Source organism: Bacteroidota bacterium (assembly GCA_008933805.1).
In the GTDB taxonomy this organism is placed as follows: Bacteria; Bacteroidota; Bacteroidia; order UBA8524; family UBA8524; genus SB11.
On the sequence record WBUH01000002.1, the window covers coordinates 173,634 to 192,200 of the forward strand.

Annotated in this window: 13 protein-coding genes and 1 tRNA gene; 3 read left to right on the top strand and 11 right to left on the bottom strand. The window is 38.8% G+C overall.

The window, feature by feature from the left end; genetic code table 11:
• Positions 1 to 3: 3 nt before the first annotated feature.
• Positions 4 to 327 carry a nuclear transport factor 2 family protein gene (locus tag F9K23_02895; protein KAB2918108.1) on the top strand — a complete coding sequence of 108 codons (324 nt, stop codon included), beginning with the start codon at positions 4 to 6 and terminating at the stop codon, positions 325 to 327.
• 163 nt (positions 328 to 490) lie between these two features.
• Here the strand turns inward: F9K23_02895 and F9K23_02900 are convergent, their stop codons facing one another.
• The 9 genes from F9K23_02900 to F9K23_02940 form a co-directional block, all read right to left on the bottom strand.
• Positions 491 to 2,161, bottom strand: coding sequence for a hypothetical protein (locus F9K23_02900; GenBank protein ID KAB2918109.1), 1,671 nt, complete (start codon positions 2,159 to 2,161; stop codon positions 491 to 493).
• Between the two features lie 122 nt (positions 2,162 to 2,283).
• On the bottom strand, positions 2,284 to 3,087 hold the full coding sequence (locus tag F9K23_02905; GenBank protein KAB2918110.1) for a response regulator: 804 nt from the start codon (positions 3,085 to 3,087) through the stop codon (positions 2,284 to 2,286).
• Positions 2,933 to 4,534: a sensor histidine kinase gene (locus F9K23_02910; GenBank protein ID KAB2918111.1), complete on the bottom strand. Its 1,602-nt coding sequence runs from the start codon at positions 4,532 to 4,534 to the stop codon at positions 2,933 to 2,935. The genes F9K23_02905 and F9K23_02910 overlap by 155 nt, the downstream gene beginning before the upstream one ends.
• Positions 4,535 to 5,196: 662 nt before the next feature.
• The gene (locus F9K23_02915) at positions 5,197 to 6,591 is read right to left on the bottom strand and encodes a TolC family protein (GenBank protein ID KAB2918112.1); all 1,395 of its coding nucleotides are present in this window, start codon (positions 6,589 to 6,591) and stop codon (positions 5,197 to 5,199) included.
• On the bottom strand, positions 6,588 to 7,937 hold the full coding sequence (locus tag F9K23_02920) for an HlyD family efflux transporter periplasmic adaptor subunit (GenBank protein ID KAB2918113.1): 1,350 nt from the start codon (positions 7,935 to 7,937) through the stop codon (positions 6,588 to 6,590). The genes F9K23_02915 and F9K23_02920 overlap by 4 nt, the downstream gene beginning before the upstream one ends.
• Position 7,938: 1 nt before the next feature.
• Complete coding sequence (locus F9K23_02925; protein ID KAB2918303.1) at positions 7,939 to 9,663, bottom strand: ATP-binding cassette domain-containing protein; 1,725 nt, start codon at positions 9,661 to 9,663, stop codon at positions 7,939 to 7,941.
• Positions 9,650 to 10,339 (bottom strand): TetR/AcrR family transcriptional regulator, encoded by a 690-nt coding sequence (locus F9K23_02930; GenBank protein KAB2918114.1) that lies wholly within the window; start codon positions 10,337 to 10,339, stop codon positions 9,650 to 9,652. The genes F9K23_02925 and F9K23_02930 overlap by 14 nt, the downstream gene beginning before the upstream one ends.
• 103 nt (positions 10,340 to 10,442) lie before the next feature.
• Positions 10,443 to 11,402, bottom strand: coding sequence for a sodium-dependent bicarbonate transport family permease (locus tag F9K23_02935; protein ID KAB2918115.1), 960 nt, complete (start codon positions 11,400 to 11,402; stop codon positions 10,443 to 10,445).
• 30 nt (positions 11,403 to 11,432) lie between these two features.
• Positions 11,433 to 11,726 carry a hypothetical protein gene (locus tag F9K23_02940; GenBank protein KAB2918116.1) on the bottom strand — a complete coding sequence of 98 codons (294 nt, stop codon included), beginning with the start codon at positions 11,724 to 11,726 and terminating at the stop codon, positions 11,433 to 11,435.
• Positions 11,727 to 11,814: 88 nt separating this feature from the next.
• Here F9K23_02940 and F9K23_02945 point away from each other — a divergent pair, with 88 nt between their 5' ends.
• A complete protein-coding gene (locus tag F9K23_02945; GenBank protein KAB2918117.1) occupies positions 11,815 to 12,735 on the top strand; it encodes a LysR family transcriptional regulator in 921 nt (306 codons plus the stop codon).
• Between the two features lie 80 nt (positions 12,736 to 12,815).
• Here the strand turns inward: F9K23_02945 and F9K23_02950 are convergent, their stop codons facing one another.
• Both F9K23_02950 and F9K23_02955 read right to left on the bottom strand, forming a co-directional pair.
• Positions 12,816 to 14,249 (bottom strand): NADP-dependent isocitrate dehydrogenase, encoded by a 1,434-nt coding sequence (locus tag F9K23_02950; GenBank protein ID KAB2918118.1) that lies wholly within the window; start codon positions 14,247 to 14,249, stop codon positions 12,816 to 12,818.
• 348 nt (positions 14,250 to 14,597) lie between these two features.
• Positions 14,598 to 14,674: transfer RNA gene (locus tag F9K23_02955), tRNA-Met, on the bottom strand.
• Between the two features lie 139 nt (positions 14,675 to 14,813).
• Between F9K23_02955 and F9K23_02960 the strand changes: the two genes are divergently transcribed.
• The gene (locus F9K23_02960; protein KAB2918119.1) at positions 14,814 to 18,416 is read left to right on the top strand and encodes a gliding motility-associated C-terminal domain-containing protein; all 3,603 of its coding nucleotides are present in this window, start codon (positions 14,814 to 14,816) and stop codon (positions 18,414 to 18,416) included.
• The last annotated feature ends 151 nt before the right edge of the window (positions 18,417 to 18,567 follow it).

An 18,567-nucleotide genomic window follows, 5' to 3' on the forward strand; every position in this document is an offset into this window, starting at 1 on the left:
ATTATGAACTTACCGAAGATAGTATCAGATTTAGTAGAAGCACAAAACAACTTTGATAGTGTTGCTTACGCAAAATGTTTTTCCGAAATAGCCGTAGTCCATGATGAAGGCAAAACGCACAAAGGGCGGAAAGAGATAGAATTTTGGATTGCGGATGCCAATGCGAGGTACCAAGCTACCATGCAGCCCGTCTGCTTTGAAGAAAAAGGAATCCAAAGCATTTTAAAAGCAGAGGCTTCAGGGAAATTTGACGGCAGCCCTATTGTATTAAATTATCACTTAGAAATAGCTGATGGATTGATACAATCATTGAAAATTACAGGATAAGTTGAAACGGCTAAATATCCCATAAAACAGCAAAACCCTTGCACTGCAAGGGTTTTGAAGTATCTGTAGCCAGGAGCATATCATTATCGAACTATTTTTAAAGTTTTGCGGTAAACTGCTAACAAGTCCTATAATGGCCGTAATTAAATGTAATCTATGAATTTCAGTTTGACGGTGCTGTTTGTGAATTTATTATAGGCGTTACATTGGCTGGCTGAAACATATTTAGCAGGTATGCATTGGGAAATATTTGCACGTTAATAGAGTTTGCTCCGTTGGCTTCACGATCAATCGTTACATTGGTAAGTACGCCTGTTTGCTGGTCTTGTACAGTAGTGCCGCCTAAATTGCCAATAAAATTGCCGCTCAGGTATTGCTGTATGCCCATCTGATCCGACCATTCCGGGGCGTAATAGGTAGTGTCGGGTACAGTAACCGTTGGGTTTTGGGGGTCGCTTACATCCAGTACTCCAAATTGTAGGCTTATAGCAAGGTTATATTCTCCGGGCCCATTGGTTACACTACCCAGTTTAAACCCGGTAATCACCTGTATTTGTGTAGTGGTATCCTGTATGGCAGGTGGTGTTACATAATTAAAGTTATAATTGGTTAATTGGAAACAGCCATTGTAATTATAATTATCCGAGGCGGGATCAACAATCACCCAGTTTGCCGGAGCGTTAAGGTCATACATTGGGGGTACAGGGTTTATCATGGGGGTAAATGTAAGCCCCGGCCCCACCTGGGTGGCAGTGCCCTGCAAACCAACATACATGTAGTTATTACTGTTTGAGCCCATAGGAGGGACTATAACGAACCCAATGGACGAGATGAAGGCATTTTGATAATAATCGCTGAGGTTGAAATTGTAAGGGCACCATCTGAAACAGTCAGGACCACCCCCGTATAAAGCATCGGAGTTTATCATTGGCTGCGCATTGGCTGGGGGAACCTGTGTGGCATTAAAGGCGGTTTTCATTAGCTGCTGGTCAGGGTTTCCTTGTGATAGGGCTGCCATTGCATCGGCAAATTTGTACCACACAGTCCCTTCGGTTGTAGCTGTACCAAAGTTGTTTACCATTAGGTTATAGGCAGAGTTTCTTCCATGCATGCTTCCTGTTGCTGAATTTAAAAACTGGAGTATAGCATCGTGGGTAAAAAACACAGATGTAGTAAGCTTATAAATAGCCTGCTGGAATGAATACAATGAGTTTACCTGCAAATTTGTGGCATAAGAACTGCTGATAGGCCCTCCGCTGAAGGTTTGCGCTGCATTAATAATGGTAATCAATAATTCAATAGCATTATGACCGTACTGGTTGTTGGATGATGGCGACGGGTTGGTGCCCGGTGCATCTTCAAATATTCCGTATAAGCTGGATAAGGTTTGATTTCTTATTTCTCCCTGATTTAGCCAGCCATACATTTCTTCCAGCACCCCCCCTGTTCGGTTGCCCGATGCATCTTTAGAGCCAATGGCCCAATCTATAAACAACACGGTATCACCTTGGTCGTCCACCAAATAATAATTTCCATCGGTGCCCTTGTAGGTAGCGCCAAATAGTGTGGCATAACTTTTTCGTTGGTCGTGTATATGAGTAAGCGTAGCACTGATAGCCGACCATTGTTCGAGGTAGGTTTTTTCGTTTAGTTCCTCCACCAGGTTTTTAAAACCCTGCACAATATCTTGGTCTATTTGTTCCAGGTAAGATTGTAGTGCTTCTTCACTGCTAAAAAAACTTTCGATGAATTTAAGCGGGTTATCACGATGTTTAATAACATCTGAAGCGATGCTTCCTATTTGAAGAATCTCTCCTAAATCAAGTCCTTCCATAATGTTTTAATTTTTGGTTAATAATGATACCCAAAGGTAGACCGCACATTAAATGGATAAGGATTTTTGTAGTAAACAGCAAGTTTTTGTTGCGGATGGCAGCAACCTAACCTCAGAGCAAATTAAACATCCTGTTCGGTTCTGTAGTTGCGTGATATGGGAATAACCTCACCCCGTAGTGTGAGTGTGGTTGCAGTTCTTTTCTCAATATATTGTGTATTGACGAGATATGACCTGTGCACCCTCATGAATGAAGCAGGAAGCTCGTCCTGTATTTCTTTCAGTAATTTCCGTTGGGTTATTTTGCCGGTGGTGGTGTGAATTTGGACATACACACCATCAGACTGAATATATATAATATCTCCCGAACTAATCTCCTCGATGCCATGCGTGGTGCGCACCTGTATTTTGGGCATCAGCCCGTGAGAAATAATTTCAAGTGCGGCCTGCACATCATTTTGCTGAAAAGGTTTACTTATATAGGCTTGGGGAATGAGACGGGCGGCGGCTCTAAGGGTTTGTTTATCCTGGTTGGCAGTAAGAAAAATAAATGGCTTCAACCGTTCATTCAGTTTTTCTGCTATATCTAACCCTGTTATCTTATCTGAGAGAAATATATCTACAATAGCAATATCAAAATCCCACTTTGTTTGCTTTAAAAAATCTTCGCCGCTGTAATATATTCCACACACTAGATACCCCAAATCAGTGAGCAATTCGCCCAGGTGACTGGCTGCAAAAAACTCGTCTTCTATTATTACTACCCTTGTTTTACTCATAAAATGTAAACCTATACTGCCCGCTGGATGGGTTAAATATAAAATCTGTTCCGCCCACCCGCTGCGTAAGCTGCCGTATGAGGGCGCTGCCCGTACCTTTTGCAGCCGTAAGGGCATGTTTAGAGCCATCTGTATATTCAAAACCATACCCCTGTGCAAGGGGCGTAACGTTGAATTTAACCGTACCGCTTACGCTGTTTCCGTGGGCTATGGTATTGGCAATCATCTCGTTCAAAATCAAACCAAAGTAAATAATTCTTTCGCTTTTAATTTTTACCGGGACAATTGAGGCGGTAATTTGTGGGATGGCAGGCGCCATATTCTGGTAGTATGCTATTATTTCGCCGAGATATACATCCATAGTCACCTGCTCATTGTGTACATCGGCTGTGAGGCGCTTATGCAGCATGCTAATGGTTTGTATTTTGCCTGACATTTGATGGAATGCTTCTGAAATTTCTTTATCGGCTCCCCTGCCTGAATATTGCAACATTGAAATTACCATCTGTAGGTTATTTTTTATCCGGTGATTGCTTTCCACCATCAGCACCTGGTATTTTTCGTTGCTTACCTGCAAATTTATATTGGTGGTTTTTAGTCGCCGTTTAAGGTTTCTTTCCCTGAGCAAAAGAGCTACCACACCCATTGCCATCAAGGCCAGCACCAGCAGGTATATCACCAGTTCCTGAGTACGCCTTGTCTGCCTGTCCAAGGCTTCCTGCTTCAATTGGGTCACCAGTTCCATAGCAGTTACTTGCTCTTTCAGCTTTTTGGTTTCATATAGCGTCCGAAAAGCATTTACCTGTGCTGAGTTTTTGGCTTCAAGGCTACGTATTGTACCTTTATCCGCTTTTGATAACCAGTATTGGGCAGAAACGGTGTCGTTTAAAGAATGGTAATGCGACGCAATAGTCTTATATAACTCAGTTTCTGCCGCATACCACTGTTTACCACTTACCAGCGGCAATAGCCTGTTAATAATATCGTTGGCTTTTACAGCGTTCTTTAACCCCACATACACCCTCAACAGATTTGTCATCGAACCAACGTAGTTGTGTGTGTCTTTTTGGTATTCAAACATTTCTGCCGATTTTAGCAGGTAAGTCAACCCTTTGTATGGGTTAGTACTGGCTATTGTATATCCCAACTCGTTATACAGTCCGGCCTGCTCGGCCTGCAGGTTTATGGCCGCTGCTATTTTAAGGGCACTGTCAAGGTAACGGATTACTGAATCTTTTGGGGTTTTTACCAGCGGTGTGTTCCACTCATTATAAATTGCCGCTATTCTTCCCAGTTTTCGCACATGCAATTTAGGATATAAAGGGCTTTGCGGCAGGTTTATCAGCAACTCAAGGCTTTTATCAAAATCGCCTGTCATGCGCATCGTTTCGGCCAGCGTAATAGTAGCGTTAATAGCCTGTTCTTTTAAATTATGGCGGTGGGCATATTCTATAGCAAGATTCAACTCGTTGATGCTTTGCCCAAAAATAGACAGGTTATTATAAACCATAGCCCTTTCAAAATACGATTCAACTTCTTTTACAGCGTCTTGCGGCAGCCCGGCAACTGGTATTCCTAATATAACTGCTAACAATAAACATATTTGCTTTATCCCATTCACGATTTAAAAATATAAAAAATGCATTGCGAAACCTTGGTGGCAAGATTTTAATTTGTTAATGGATAATTAAAAAGGATAAAACAATACAAGCCAAAAGGGTTATGTAAAAATTAAAACGTCCAGAAGATTGAGGGTAGGCTTTATTTGATAAAAAACCGAAGCAGAATCGAACTAATAAAATGCTTTAAATCAATCGAATAGGCACAAATGGAAATAATATCCGTTTTTCTAAAAACAACAAAACCCTTGCTTAGCAAGGGTTTTAGTTTTTGTAGTCCGAAGCATTTCATTATCGAGCCAGATTCATTACTTATTGCTTAAAATCAGTTAGTTGCAAATTTACAATCAACGAATTTTGACTACAATTTATAGTCTGAAAGACGGCTTAGCTTAGTCGATTGTTAAACTGCTAATCGTGTATTTGCTGTTTTTACATTTCTCCAGTAAGATATTTCCTATACTTCCAAATGGTTGTGTATCTAAAACATCTTTTAGTTCCTTTCATTTCAAATCAAGTACATTAGTTTGATAGTTAATCCAACCGAAAGAAGGATGGATGAGTTAGAACTAAACTTAACAAACAGCAACTCAATCCCTATAAAAACAATACTAGAAATGTATGAGTACGCTTCCTATCACCATTCAGAAAGAGTCCACTTTAACCCGGCTAAGGCTTGCTGTTGCTTTGCTATTACTTCTGCCAATTTTAGTTGAGCATTCAAATAATTTTGTTCTCGTGTATTAACCAGAAACAATGAACTTTCTCCTATTGAAAGTTTTTGTCGTTCTGCATCCAAAAGCCTACTATAACTTTCTACATTCTTTTTATACAGTGAAATTTGACGTTGGAGGTTATTTATTTCAACCAAATTGGACTTGGCTTTGTTAGTTAGCTCGTATGATTTTTGTGCTGTTTTTTGTTCAATGGCTTTTATCTTTAGCTTAGCCTGGCTCAATTCTGCACGTTCTTTTCTTAGAAAAATTGGAACATTAAAGTTCAGTCCCCAGGTATAATTATTAATTGAATACTGGGAGAAAGGGTTGTTCCCGGTAGCTTGAGCTAGAGGGGTATAACTCAAATTTAGCTGAGGTTTAAGCATTTCTGCTTTAAAGCGTCTTTCGATTGATAGGATTGTACGTTGACTTTGTAATTGGCTCAATAACGGGTTGTTTATCTTTATACTATCCATGCTTTCTCCCAACACAGGTAGGCTTAAATAAATGTCTGGTATATTAATTTGGGGTTTTACAGAATCGCTTAGTTGAAGAGGGCTTTCATTTTCACTCCATAAAAATGTACTAAGTTCATAGGTGTACTTATTGAAGTTTAATTGTGCTTGTTCTAGGCTTACAAGTCGGTTCAGATACTGAATGTCGGCTTCCAAAGTATCAATAAATGGCCTATCGCCGGCAATGGCCCACTTTTTTGTTGCACTTAGTCGATCACTTGCCAATAGCAGTCCTTCTGCATTAATATTTACTTCTCTGTATGCTATGTACCAATTCCAATAAGCAATAGAGGCATCCAGCAATAAGTTATTTATCATTAACTGTTGTTCAGCTATTGACAATCTGCTGAATTCTTTGGCCTGTTTAAGCATGGCTCTCCTTTTGTCAATAAAAAGCCCCTGTCCAAGCGGGACGGTAACACCCGCATACCATAATCCGGATTTTGTGTAGTTTTCCGGATTTAGGAACACACCTGTATTATTCTCAAACCCTGCTTTACCTTCAATTCCAAACCAAGTGGGTATTTTTACTTGGTGTTGATTTAAATCATAGTAGGTAGTCCCGCCTAAGTATTTTTGTTTAACCTCAGAAGATGCTAAAGGGTCAAAGCTTCCTCTTGCCTTTTGTATTTCAAGTTCACCAATCTCTGCCACAAGACGAGATTGTATAGATACGGGATGGTATTGTTTTACATAACTTATGAATACTTCATAAGTAAATACCCCACTGTCATTTTGAGCCATGTTTTGGGTTGAGTAGAGTAAGCCACAAATAAGGGGGATAAGAAATATTCTTTTCATTTTACCTCTTTAGTTTGTTTTTGCTCAACATTAGAATAAAAGTTTGGGGGGAAACCGTTAAGCTTTCTCCATAACTCAAACCAGATTGGTACATCATTTAATAATGTAATAGTTTTAGCGCCGGCACCCACTTTAACTTCCTCGGGCCATTTATATTCATTTTCATCGGGGGCTACCAAAACCCGGTACATGCCGTTAGGGCTAATAAAGTTATCAATGGCCACCACTTTTCCTGTAAATGTGCCGTACGAGGCATTGGGCCACCCACTGAAAACAATCGCAGGCCACCCGTCAAACTGAATTCGTACAGGTTCTCCTTTATTTATTAGTGGTAAATCTATCGGCTCAACGTACATGTTAACGGCCAGTTGATAATCGGAAGGCATAATACTCACAATCTCTGTTCCTTCTTTAATGGTTTCACCAATACCTGATTTTATTGCTTTTGTAATGTATCCATTTTGGGGGGCCGTGATATAATACATACCACTGCGGATGGAGTAGTTCATATACTGGTTTTGCAACTTTGTTACAATTGCTTCAGCATCATACATACTTGATAGTGCAGTAAACTTTTCCGACTTCGATTTTGCTATTTTGTCGTTATACTCAGCATCTATAGATTCCATCTCCATTTCAGCATTCAACACCTCATTTTTACTTGTCAGCAGCTTATTTTCTTCGCCAATTTTTTTTGATAGTGTTTCCTGAACTTTTAATCTTTTTTGTTCAACGTCGGTAAGTGATTTTATGCCGTCCTTATAAAGACCTTCTATACGCTCTAATTGCTTTAGGGCAATGGTATAATCAGTTTCGGCTGCTTTAAGGGCAATACTGTCGCTTTGTACCTTCAAAAGTGCTTGCTTCAGTTTGTTTTGCGCTTGTTGAATTTTTAGTTTTTTATTGTTTAACAATGCATCTACCTGACTATCCAATGCTTTTACTTTCTCCATATATGAACTTACAGTAAGCTCTTTCGCTTTCACTTGTTGTTCAGTCTTTTGCAATAATTCAGGGTCAAGATATTCTTCTTTCACCTCTGAGATAAATACAATTGTATCACCCTTTTCAACTTGGTCACCTTCATTTACAAACCACTTCTCAATTCTTCCGGGGATTATTGAATGTATTGTTTGAGGTCTTTGGTTTGGCTGAAGTGCAGTCACATATCCTTCTGCCCTTATATTCTGCGTCCAAGGTAAAAACATAATAACAATACCTATTAAAAGTGTTGTTGCAATGAGTCTGAGCAAAACATTTTTTTTAGGTTTAGAAAGCTTCGAAAAAGAGCTGTAGCTTTCTATGTCAAAAGCACCTTTTACTGAATTTTTTGATATATTGAGCATCTTACGTTTCTTTAAACCAATCACTATTTTTAACCAACTCTGAATTACCTTCAATTACAACTTCGCCTCTGTTGAGGATTATTGATTTATCACAGTTTTCTACCCATTGTTTGTCTTGTGATGCCACAATTAGTGCCCAAGGCATTTCTTTTGATGTTAAAAAGGATATTAATTGCTTTTTTTCTTTGGCTGAAAGTGCGTCCATCATATCTTCAAGTATCAGCAGCCGAGGTTTGCTTGCTATACTACGTGCCAAAAGTATTTTTTGGCTTACACTACGGGGTAATCTTTTTCCTTCAGGAAAAATTAAAGTGTTATACCCTTGCGGCAGATTCTTTATGAATGCACTTAATCCTACTTTCTCAGCTGCCCAAAGTATGTTTTCACGGCTAATACTTCCTCTACCCATACTAATATTTTCAGACAAAGTACCATTGAAAAGTAAATCATGTGACATATAACTGCCGAGTATGTTTCGTATAGATTCTTTTTTTATGTTATTTATGGGGATATTGTTATAGCTTATATTTCCTTTTTGGTGTGTAAACACGCCAGTAATAAGTTGCAATAAGGTAGATTTTCCGGAGCCACTTTCGCCAGTAATCAATATTTTGTCTCCCTGATTTATATTCAGGGAAAAACTAAGAATGGCTGGGTTTTCTTGTTCAGGGTAGCTATATGTGATATTATCTAATTCAATTTTTAATGCCTCATTCCTGCAAACATCAACAACATCTTCTCCTCCTTGCTCTTCAAGCGGTAAATCTGTTACCTGCCCTAGTTTTTCAAGCGATGTTAATACATCATAAATAGTATCTAGGCTCAAAATAAGTTTTTCAACAGAAGCTATTACCATTAGTATTACAATTTCAGCAGCAACAAACTGACCTATATTCATTTGTTGTTTAAATACTAATAACCCCCCTGCAACTAATAATCCAGCCGCAACTATAACTTTGAATATTACTAGAAAACCATATTGAGTATATAGTATGCGGAAGTGTTTTTTTCTAGAGTCTAGATAGGAATCGACATTGTGGTTGACCTTGGTTAAAGGTAAATCTGTCTTTCCTGCCAGTTTAAATGTATCCATTGTACGGGCCAATTCTTCCAACCAATGGGCAACTTCGTATTTGTGCTTAGACTCTTCTATACTTGCCTTTAACCCCCGTTTTGCTGTAAACCCAAGAATGAGGTATATCAAAAGAAGGAGTATTAAACCAAACACAATAAACAATGGGTGGTAGAAGGATAAAAGGAGAAGCCCAAAAAGCACTTGAAGAGAGGCTAAAGAAAAGTCCATAAGAATTTTGGACAAACCCTTTTGAACAGAGATTGTATCAAAAAAACGGTTTACAAGCTCTGGCGGATAATATTTGTATAATGCCTCTTGTTTTATTCTCGGAATTCTAAACGCAAACTCAAATGAAGCCCTGGTAAATATTTTTTGTTGCAGGTTTTCAGTTATTTTTAACTGCATCATTTGCATAAACCCTGAAATGGCAATGCCGACAATAACGAATATAACTAGTATTACCCATGAAGCAGACACTTTACCCCCTTGTATTAATCCAATAATGGCTTGTATACCCAAGGGTAACGAGAGGTTCATTAGGCCATTGAATAAGGCAAACAGATAAACATGGCTTATTTCTTTTTTATCAACTTGCAACAAACGCCAAAACCGCTGCAAGGGTCGTAGGTTTATATCTTCATTTTTCATCATCATTCTTAATCATTCTAAAAACCATAGTTGTAAAAAAATTAACCAGCTTTGTCTCGTCTTTTCCCACATCAGTTAGAAGGGGTATGTTGTTTGAGAAAAATTTTTGAAAGTGTGCTCCTTCAATGACTGTGGAAACAAGTGTATGGGGATATTGAAACTTTGGCGATACCTCTAAAACCATATCACTGATTCTTTCCACTATGCGATTATACACTTGATAATAACCAAGTTTATTTGCCTCGTCAGCTTCTTTATTAAGAAAAGCTTTAAACGATTCTGAAATAATAATTTTATTAAGTTTTACTTCGTTTATATAGGTGTATTCAGAGTGGTGATTTATTGATTGTGTAACTACAGTTATAGCACGTGATAAACGTTCTTGCGGTGATACTATATTATTGGTAAAGAATACTAGGCGGCACTCTAACCAAGTCCAATACCAGGAAGTTAGATACATTAGCAGTTGTTTTTTGTTTCTAAAGTACCTGTATATGGTACTTTCAGGGGATCCAATTTTTTCACCTAACTTTTTGAAGGTAAATGCTTCAAAACCGATTTCTTCAATCAGATCTATGCTGTGTCTAACTATTTTTTTACCCAATAATTTTGAATCAGGGTCTTGATTAAACAGCTGATCACTAACCTGTATTCTTATATTTTTTAATAGTTCTTCCACTCAATTTGTATTAGTAATACTTAATTATAATAGCTTTACTATCGTAAAAACTTACAACACCACAAAAAACAATTACCACACTGTTTTGTTTTAGATTTCTTGTTTATGCTGTTAGTATGGCCAAATAAATAGGCATACCAAGTGTTATGTTGAAAGGGAAAGTTATGGCTAATGCCATAGGGACATACAAACCCGGATTAGCTTTTGGTGCGGCCAACTTCATAGCTGCAGGCACAGCGATATAAGAAGCACTGGAAGCGAGTATAGTTAGCAAAAACCTATTGCCTAAGTTATTAGTTACCATTGCACTACAAAAAGCCACAATAATACCGTTGATTGCGGGTATAAGGATAGCAAATATTAGCGGGAAAGGCCCGTAATTATAAAGGTCGGTCAGTTTTCTACCACAAACAATTCCCATATCAAGCAAGAAGACCGCGAGGAAACCTTTGAAAATATCTGTTGTAAAAGGCTTAATACCTTGCGCTTGTGCGTTGCTTGCCAAGAAGCCAATAATAAGACTGCCCATTATCAATAATACACTGCCATTTGTAAGCGCATGATGAAGTACTTTTTTAAACGATGTATTACTGTTACCTTGTTGCTTAAAAAAATCAATTAATAATACCCCGATTATTATTGACGGTGCTTCCATCAAAGCCATTACAGCTACCATATGTCCGCCAAAATCTATTTTATGAAGCTCAAGGTAAGAAACCGCTGTAACAAATGTAACTGCGCTAACAGAGCCATAAGCTGCGGCAATTGCACCAGAATTTTCAACACCCAGTTTCTTTTTTAATATGAAAAAGGAATAGACAGGGGTGAGGATGGCAAGGGCAACTCCAAACAGGATGGACCACATAATTTCTACATTAATACCACTGTGAGCCAATTCTTGCCCTCCTTTGAATCCAATTGAAAAAAGTAGATATAATGAGATGAATTTTGAAGAATTTGGAGGTATTTCCAAATCACTTTTAAGCTTTACTGCAATAATTCCCAAAAAGAAAAAAAGTAAAGCGGGGTTTGTAAGGTTATCAATGAGTAAGCTGAATTCCATTTTTGGCCGGTGATGGGTTAATTTTGTAAATTATTTACTATCAACTTGTACGTTAAAAACTAATTCAATTTTTAACTTCTGGTCACCTGAACTTAGTTTCTTTAGTTCTTCCCTTATTTTAATCCTTCTAGAGTCAAAGTCTGCCTTCATATTGTCATAGTGCGAGAGATCGGCAGAGTTGTTTTTTTCCCATTCACTCCATTGCTTAATCGTACAAAAGTTCATTGCACGGCTAATAATGTCGTATAGCATTTCTGATGCTTCTGATGGAGAGAATAATCCATCAACAAAGGGAAGCGCCTCATGTATCATTTTATTACTCATAATTTATGGATTTATTATGGTGCAAAAGTGAAAGTTCAAAATCATATATTTACATTTATATATTTGATGTTAAGGATAAACTTATTTTATGAATTACACTCTAAACCAATTACGAGTATTTGCAAAAATTGTAGAGTTGGGCAGTATAACCAAGGCTTCTGAGGAGTTACATTTAACACAACCAGCCGTATCTATCCAGCTAAAAAATTTACAAGATCAATTTGAAATACCTTTAACTGAAGTTATAGGACGCAAAATTTATATTACTGATTTTGGAAAGGAAATAGCAAGTGCTGCCCAGAGTATTTTACAACAAGTGGATGAAATAAATTATAAAACACTTCAACACAAAGGACAAGTAGTAGGAAAGCTGAAGCTATCAGTTGTATCAACAGGAAAATATGTTATGCCTTATTTTTTAACGGATTTTCTAAATGAAAGTAGTGGCGTTGACTTAATAATGGACGTGACCAATAAGGCTACTGTAATAAAACACTTAGAAAATAATGATGTTGATTACGCACTAGTCTCTGTTTTGCCGAAAAACATAGCTGTTGAAAATATACCCTTGATGGAAAACAGGCTTTATTTGGTGGGCAGGAAAACAAATGAAACTCCGGCAAAAATAAAGCTGAAAACTTTGGAAAATTTACCGTTGATATACCGTGAACAAGGTTCTGCTACCCGTCAGGTGATGGAGAAGTTTCTTTCAGACAATGATATTCATGTATTAAAGAAAATGGAGTTGACTTCAAACGAAGCTGTTAAGCAAGCTGTATTGGCGGGCTTGGGATTCTCGATTATGCCTTTAATCGGTATAAAGAATGAACTTAAAAACGGTGAACTTACCATAATTGAGGTGAAAGGACTTCCGATTATAACCAATTGGAATCTCATTTGGTTAAAGGATAAAAAATTTAGCCCTGCCGCTGAAGCTTACAAAGTATTTTTACAAAACAATAAAAGCAATATTATCTCAAAACAATTTGAATGGTTTAGAAACAAATAGAAGTTGTTTTAGTAACAAATGCACTATGGGGTAGCTTACTTTTTGGAAGTACCCCATAGTAAAAGTTAATGCTCATGTTATTATTGTCCTTGTCCTAGCGAAAAGCCTTTCTTACCATCAAACTCATACAAGTTTTCTGTTTTTATCACATCAATGTTCTCCTCAATGGCTTTCCCTAGTATGGTCAAAATATCTTTGGGCTGCATAGTAGCCTGTTCTGCTACCATAAATCTGCATCGCCAATGATCTGTGCAAAAAGTCTCCTCAAAGCCATCCGGCCAAACTTTTATCCCCCTATTGGTTATCATGCTCAGTTTTGCCTCATTATTTAGCTTGTTTAGCATGATGGCGAGTTCTTCAGCGTTATTTCCCTTCCAGTCCACAAAAACATCAATTCCTTTTAACTCTTTTTTTGCAGGCTGCTTTCGTTTGTATTCTGGCAGATTAAACTCAGCGTTGTTGTTATAATCAGCCGAGGTCAATATAGTTGGTTCTTTTCCAAGGTGGTTAACTACAGCTTCTGCAAACTCTTTTGTTCCTACTTTTTGTTTACTTAGCCCCTCCTTGTAAATATCCTGAGTGTGAATTCCCTGCTCAAGTGTATACAACCAGGCATTTTTTATTTTCTCTGCTACACTTGCCTGCCCAATGTGGTTTAGTAACATTATTGCCGCCCGCAATAGGCCTGAGGGATTTGCTATGTTCTTTCCAGCAATATCTGGAGCTGAGCCATGAACTGCTTCAAACATAGAACATTGTAAGCCTATATTGGCTGAACCTGCTAATCCCACCGAACCTGAAATTTGTGCTGCCATATCAGAAAGTATATCCCCATAAAGATTTGGGGTTACTATAACATCAAACTCTTCCGGTGTTTCAGCAATTTTTGCCGCCCCAATATCAATTATCCAGTGCTCAGCCCTTATGTCTGGATATTCCTTTGATATTTCATCAAATACTTTGTGAAACAAGCCGTCGGTTTGTTTCATGATATTATCCTTTGTAAAACAGCTCACTTTTTTGCGTCCATACACTTTCGCATACTCAAAAGCATACCTAACAATTCTTTCGCATCCGGGCCGGGTAATTAATTTAAGGCATTGTATAACCTCTTCGGTTTGCTGATGCTCGATACCGGCATACAAGTCTTCTTCGTTTTCACGTATTATCACCACATCCATTACAGGATGTTTTGTTTTTACAAAAGGATAAAAGCTTTTGCAAGGTCTAACGTTGGCATATAAGCCCAATGATTTCCTCATGGTTACATTAAGACTTTTGTAGCCTCCGCCCTGTGGGGTTGTGATCGGAGCTTTAAGGAACACTTTGTTTTCGCGTATGCTGCCCCATGAACTTGCACTGATACCACTTGTGTTTCCGGATAAATAAACTTTCTCGCCGATTTCTATTTCCTCAATTTCAATCTCGGCTCCTGCGGCTTTCATAATGCTTAATGTTGCATTCATAATTTCAGGTCCGATGCCATCCCCTTTTGCTACAGTGATTTTTTTCATTATTGTTTTTTTGACTGTGCAAAGGTGTAACACAATAAATATAAATTAAAATATATGTTTATTATGTTTCACATAAATTATTTTTATGTATAGTGGGGTGTTCCCAAAACGGATTTTAATGATGCTGGGTTACGAAGGGGTATTAAAATTCACTCACTAGTGAATCGCTATTAATTTCGGTATAGTGCAAATACCCATGATTATTTATCAAACCATGACTCTGCGGCTGTCAATCGGAGCAGAATCGAACTACAAGTGGTGTGTAAATCAATGCTTTAAAATCAATCTCTTTACAATAGAGAATCCGCTAAATAGCAAAACCCTTGCACTGCAAGGGTTTTGTTCTATTGGTAGCGAGAAGCAGGATCGAACTGCCGACCTCAGGGTTATGAATCCTGCGCTCTAACCATCTGAGCTACCTCGCCATTTCCTTTTTTATTTAAAGGGCTGCAAATTTAATAAAATTTGCATTGGATGCAACAACAAAAAAAATGACTTTTTTTTAATGGCCGAACAACTCTTTTATACCTTTCGTCTGTCTAATTGATTAACTTTAACAAAGATTTGACAATCAACGTGAGCTTTAAATGGTATAAACTTCTTCTGGTATTTGTGGTATTACTTTGTGGCACAGCGGCAAAGGCTACCCACTTGGTAGGAGGTAGTATGAGTTATCAATACTTGGGGTTGTCAGGTGGGCAGTACAGGTACAGGGTTACTCTTACCATTTATCGCGATTGTCGTAATACAGTTCCCGGTGATTTTGATAATGTTATTTCCATAGGGTTTTATGAGGATGACAACTTTAAAGACCTTACAAATTCTATAAGCTTTAATCTTTCAAGTCGTAAATCTGTTAATCCGCCACAAGGTGCCAACTGCCCCAATACTGTAGATGTTTGTATAGAAGAGGGGATATATACCAACGTTGTAAGTTTACCGGCTTCAAACTTTGGGTATCATTTATTGTACTCACGTTGTTGCCGCAACAACTCTCAAATAAATATTTTTGATAATACAGGACAATCGTATTATGCATTTATTCCTCCTACTTCAACAATAAACAGTTCACCCACATTTTCAGATATTCCTGCACCATACATCTGTGCAAACGATACTACAACTTACTTAAACAAAGCCGTTGACCCTGATGGTGATTCTCTTACGTACAAACTAGTGAGACCTTGGGCCGGCGGAACAAGCTTCGATCCATCGCCTGATCCTCCGGATGTATTCGCTTTCCCTGCTGACATTAATTACCGGAATGGCTTTTCAGCTACATTTCCCTTTGGAGGTAACGGAATTTCACAAATCGACCAATTAAACGGGCTAACGACTATGTTGGCTTCGCAAACAGGGTTGTATTCAGTGGCAATGGAGGTAACCGAATGGAGGAACGGAGCAGTGCTTAGCGTAATACGACGAGATGTACAGATTATTGTAATTAGCTGTCCGCCCAACTCAACCCCTTCAATATCTCCTGTAGGTGGCACAAATCACCGCACCATTACCGCAGGTGAAACTGTGTGTTTCAGCATACTTGCCGCAGATGCAAATACTACACAGCAGGTGAAAATAAGCGCCAGGGGCGAGGTGTTTGGCGATGACCCTACTTGGCAGGGGCCTAAAGCGACGTTTAAAACAGATTCGTCAATACAAAATATTACTTCACAGTTTTGCTGGACAACAAGCTGCGACCAGGGTCGTACCAATTTGTACAACTTTGTAGTTGATGCGGTAGATAACGGGTGCCCGCCCAAAACCCGCAGCGTAACTTTTACCATTGAGGTGAAAAAATTTGTAGGTGTTGGGGGAATAAGCGGTAAGGCATTAGTTTGTGAATGGGATACGGGGATAATTTATACCATGACCAATAGTGTAGGGCATAAATACAAATGGTCCGTAATTGGGGGGACGATAATTGGAGCCGATAGCTTAACCACTGTAAAAATAAATTGGGGAAATGCAGGAACAGGAAAGTTACGATTGGTTGAAACCAGTGCTTTTGGCTGTGTAGCTCCACAGCGTGAATATTTAGTTGAGATTGGTGCTCACCCCGTGGTTGTGCCTTTACCAAACGATACAGTTTGCGAGTTTACTTCTAAACAATACCCGCTAACACCCGTCCCCGGTAGCACATACCAATGGATTGTACAACAAGGGGGAACCCTTAACAACTTGCCGCAACCTCATATTGCACAGGTAGACTGGGGCTCAATCGGTACAGGTAAAATTGCAATTATTGAAACAACAAAACATGGTTGTATTGCCGATACACTTCGTTTGCAGGTGAATAAGACAAAAGCATTCAGCGACAGCATTTATGGAAGCCAGTCGGTATGTCCGCACATTCGCGGGGTAAATTACAGCGCATACCCACCGCGTAACGAGTCTGTTTATCAATGGTTTATTGAAGGCGGAACCATTGTTGATGGTAACGGTAGCGATACAATTACAATTGATTGGGGTGGGGTTGGTATCGGTAAATTAAAAATGCTTGAAACAACAAAGTGGGGATGCAGCGGTGATACTGTGGAGATAAGTGTGGTTAAAAATCACGTATTACAGGGCTTTAAACCTGTAGGTAGGGACACCATGTGTGAGTTTACAGGCGGAATACGGTACGAAGTAGTGAAGACCAAAGGCTCGGATTATTTCTGGAGCATTAATGGCGGAACTATTGTGCAAGACGATACCACCTTCAGCGTTATTGCCAACTGGGGCAAGTTTGGAAACGCCCAAGTAAGTGTGTTTGAAATCAGCTACGATTCTATAAATAATATTCCTTGTATTGGTGCACCTGTAGCGCTGGATATATTGTTAAATCCTATACCAACAGCCAATGAAATTGTAGGACGTTTTAAAATTTGTGAAGGTGAAACCAATGCGCCTTACACTATTAATGGATTTCCGGGGTCAACCTATAAATGGTTTATCAATGGAGACAGCACCAACATTAAAGGGCAAGGAACCAATACCATTCGTTTTGATGCTAACACTGTTGGTTTGTTTACCCTTGCCGTAATAGAAACCAGTAAGGATACCTGTATAGGGGTGTTGATTGACAGCGTGCTTAGGGTGACTCCTAAACCCAAAACCAAACCCATACGCGGTGATACCATTGTTTGTTACCCTACATTTAACCGAAATCCATATTACTCAGGCGGTAATGCAGGTTCAACATTTAATTGGTTTATGGAAGGGGGGACTATTGATAGTGGTAATGGAACCAAGTATATTACTGTAAGCTTTAGCGGTCAAAAATATAACAACCTGAAGGTGGTGGAGATAACTGATGAAGGCTGTATTGGTGATACGATGCGTAAGAATGTATTTGCTGACAGACCTTATTTGACTATTAAATATGTTACCGTAGGTTTTCCAGACGACCATATCCGCCTTGCTTGGCAGTTGGACAGTGCCCCGCTATATTCTCATGACTTTGCAATACAACGCCGCAATGCGGGCACCACTCACCATTGGAAAACAGTGGGTGCAGTTGCGGGAACCGTAAATAACTTTACAGATACCAACATCAACACTGATAATAATCCTTACGAATACCGGATACGAGGTAAAAACTTGTGCGGGGGTGATTTTTATTCACCCGTGCATGTAAACGTTTGGGCGAGTTCTGAGCCACCCAAAGATTATGATGTTACCGTAAACTGGACACCATATCAGGGTTGGGACGATGGAGTGCGTAATTATGAAGTGTATCGTAGGAACGATGCAGAGCTAAGCCCTGTGTTTTCAAGAAACGTAAGCAGTGACACAACCGATAAATATTTTGACGGACTTGAAAATTACTTACAACGATACAGGATTGTTGCATACCGAAACAGCGGTAAATCAGATACAGCTTGGTCTAACGAAGTAGAAGTGAAACTAATCCCGATTGTTTGGATACCTAATTCGTTTACACCCAATATTGATGGGGTGAACCCTCAGTTTTTAATTGTATCAGGAAGTGTAAAAACGTTTGAGATGGATATTTACGACCGTTGGGGACGCAAAACGTTTAGCACTAATGATATAAATAACTCGTGGGACGGTACAATAAATGGGGTGCCTGTTCCTGATGGAGTTTATATCTACACTGCAAAGTACTCAGGTGCTGATAACATCTATACCATCAAAAGCGGCAGCATTACTCTTTTACGATAGTTGCATTAAACCTTTTTCAGTTCACTAAGTCAAACCTATACAAGTTAAAACCGTAGTTTTTTTTGAAATAAAAATTTGCAAAAATCGTTTAGGGGTAAGAGCCTATATTTTTGTATAATATTTAACAGTCGGTGCAACTATTATAGCAATT

Excerpts from the sequence above, each read along its gene's own strand:
- F9K23_02915 (KAB2918112.1), bottom strand. The coding sequence starts at position 6,591 with ATGAAAAGAATATTTCTTATCCCCCTTATTTGTGGCTTACTCTACTCA.
- F9K23_02925 (KAB2918303.1), bottom strand. The coding sequence starts at position 9,663 with ATGATGAAAAATGAAGATATAAACCTACGACCCTTGCAGCGGTTTTGG.
- F9K23_02900 (KAB2918109.1), bottom strand. The coding sequence starts at position 2,161 with ATGGAAGGACTTGATTTAGGAGAGATTCTTCAAATAGGAAGCATCGCT.
- F9K23_02945 (KAB2918117.1), top strand. The coding sequence starts at position 11,815 with ATGAATTACACTCTAAACCAATTACGAGTATTTGCAAAAATTGTAGAG.
- F9K23_02950 (KAB2918118.1), bottom strand. The coding sequence starts at position 14,249 with ATGAAAAAAATCACTGTAGCAAAAGGGGATGGCATCGGACCTGAAATT.
- F9K23_02940 (KAB2918116.1), bottom strand. The coding sequence starts at position 11,726 with ATGAGTAATAAAATGATACATGAGGCGCTTCCCTTTGTTGATGGATTA.
- F9K23_02895 (KAB2918108.1), top strand. The coding sequence starts at position 4 with ATGAACTTACCGAAGATAGTATCAGATTTAGTAGAAGCACAAAACAAC.
- F9K23_02920 (KAB2918113.1), bottom strand. The coding sequence starts at position 7,937 with ATGCTCAATATATCAAAAAATTCAGTAAAAGGTGCTTTTGACATAGAA.
- F9K23_02935 (KAB2918115.1), bottom strand. The coding sequence starts at position 11,402 with ATGGAATTCAGCTTACTCATTGATAACCTTACAAACCCCGCTTTACTT.
- F9K23_02905 (KAB2918110.1), bottom strand. The coding sequence starts at position 3,087 with ATGGTTTTGAATATACAGATGGCTCTAAACATGCCCTTACGGCTGCAA.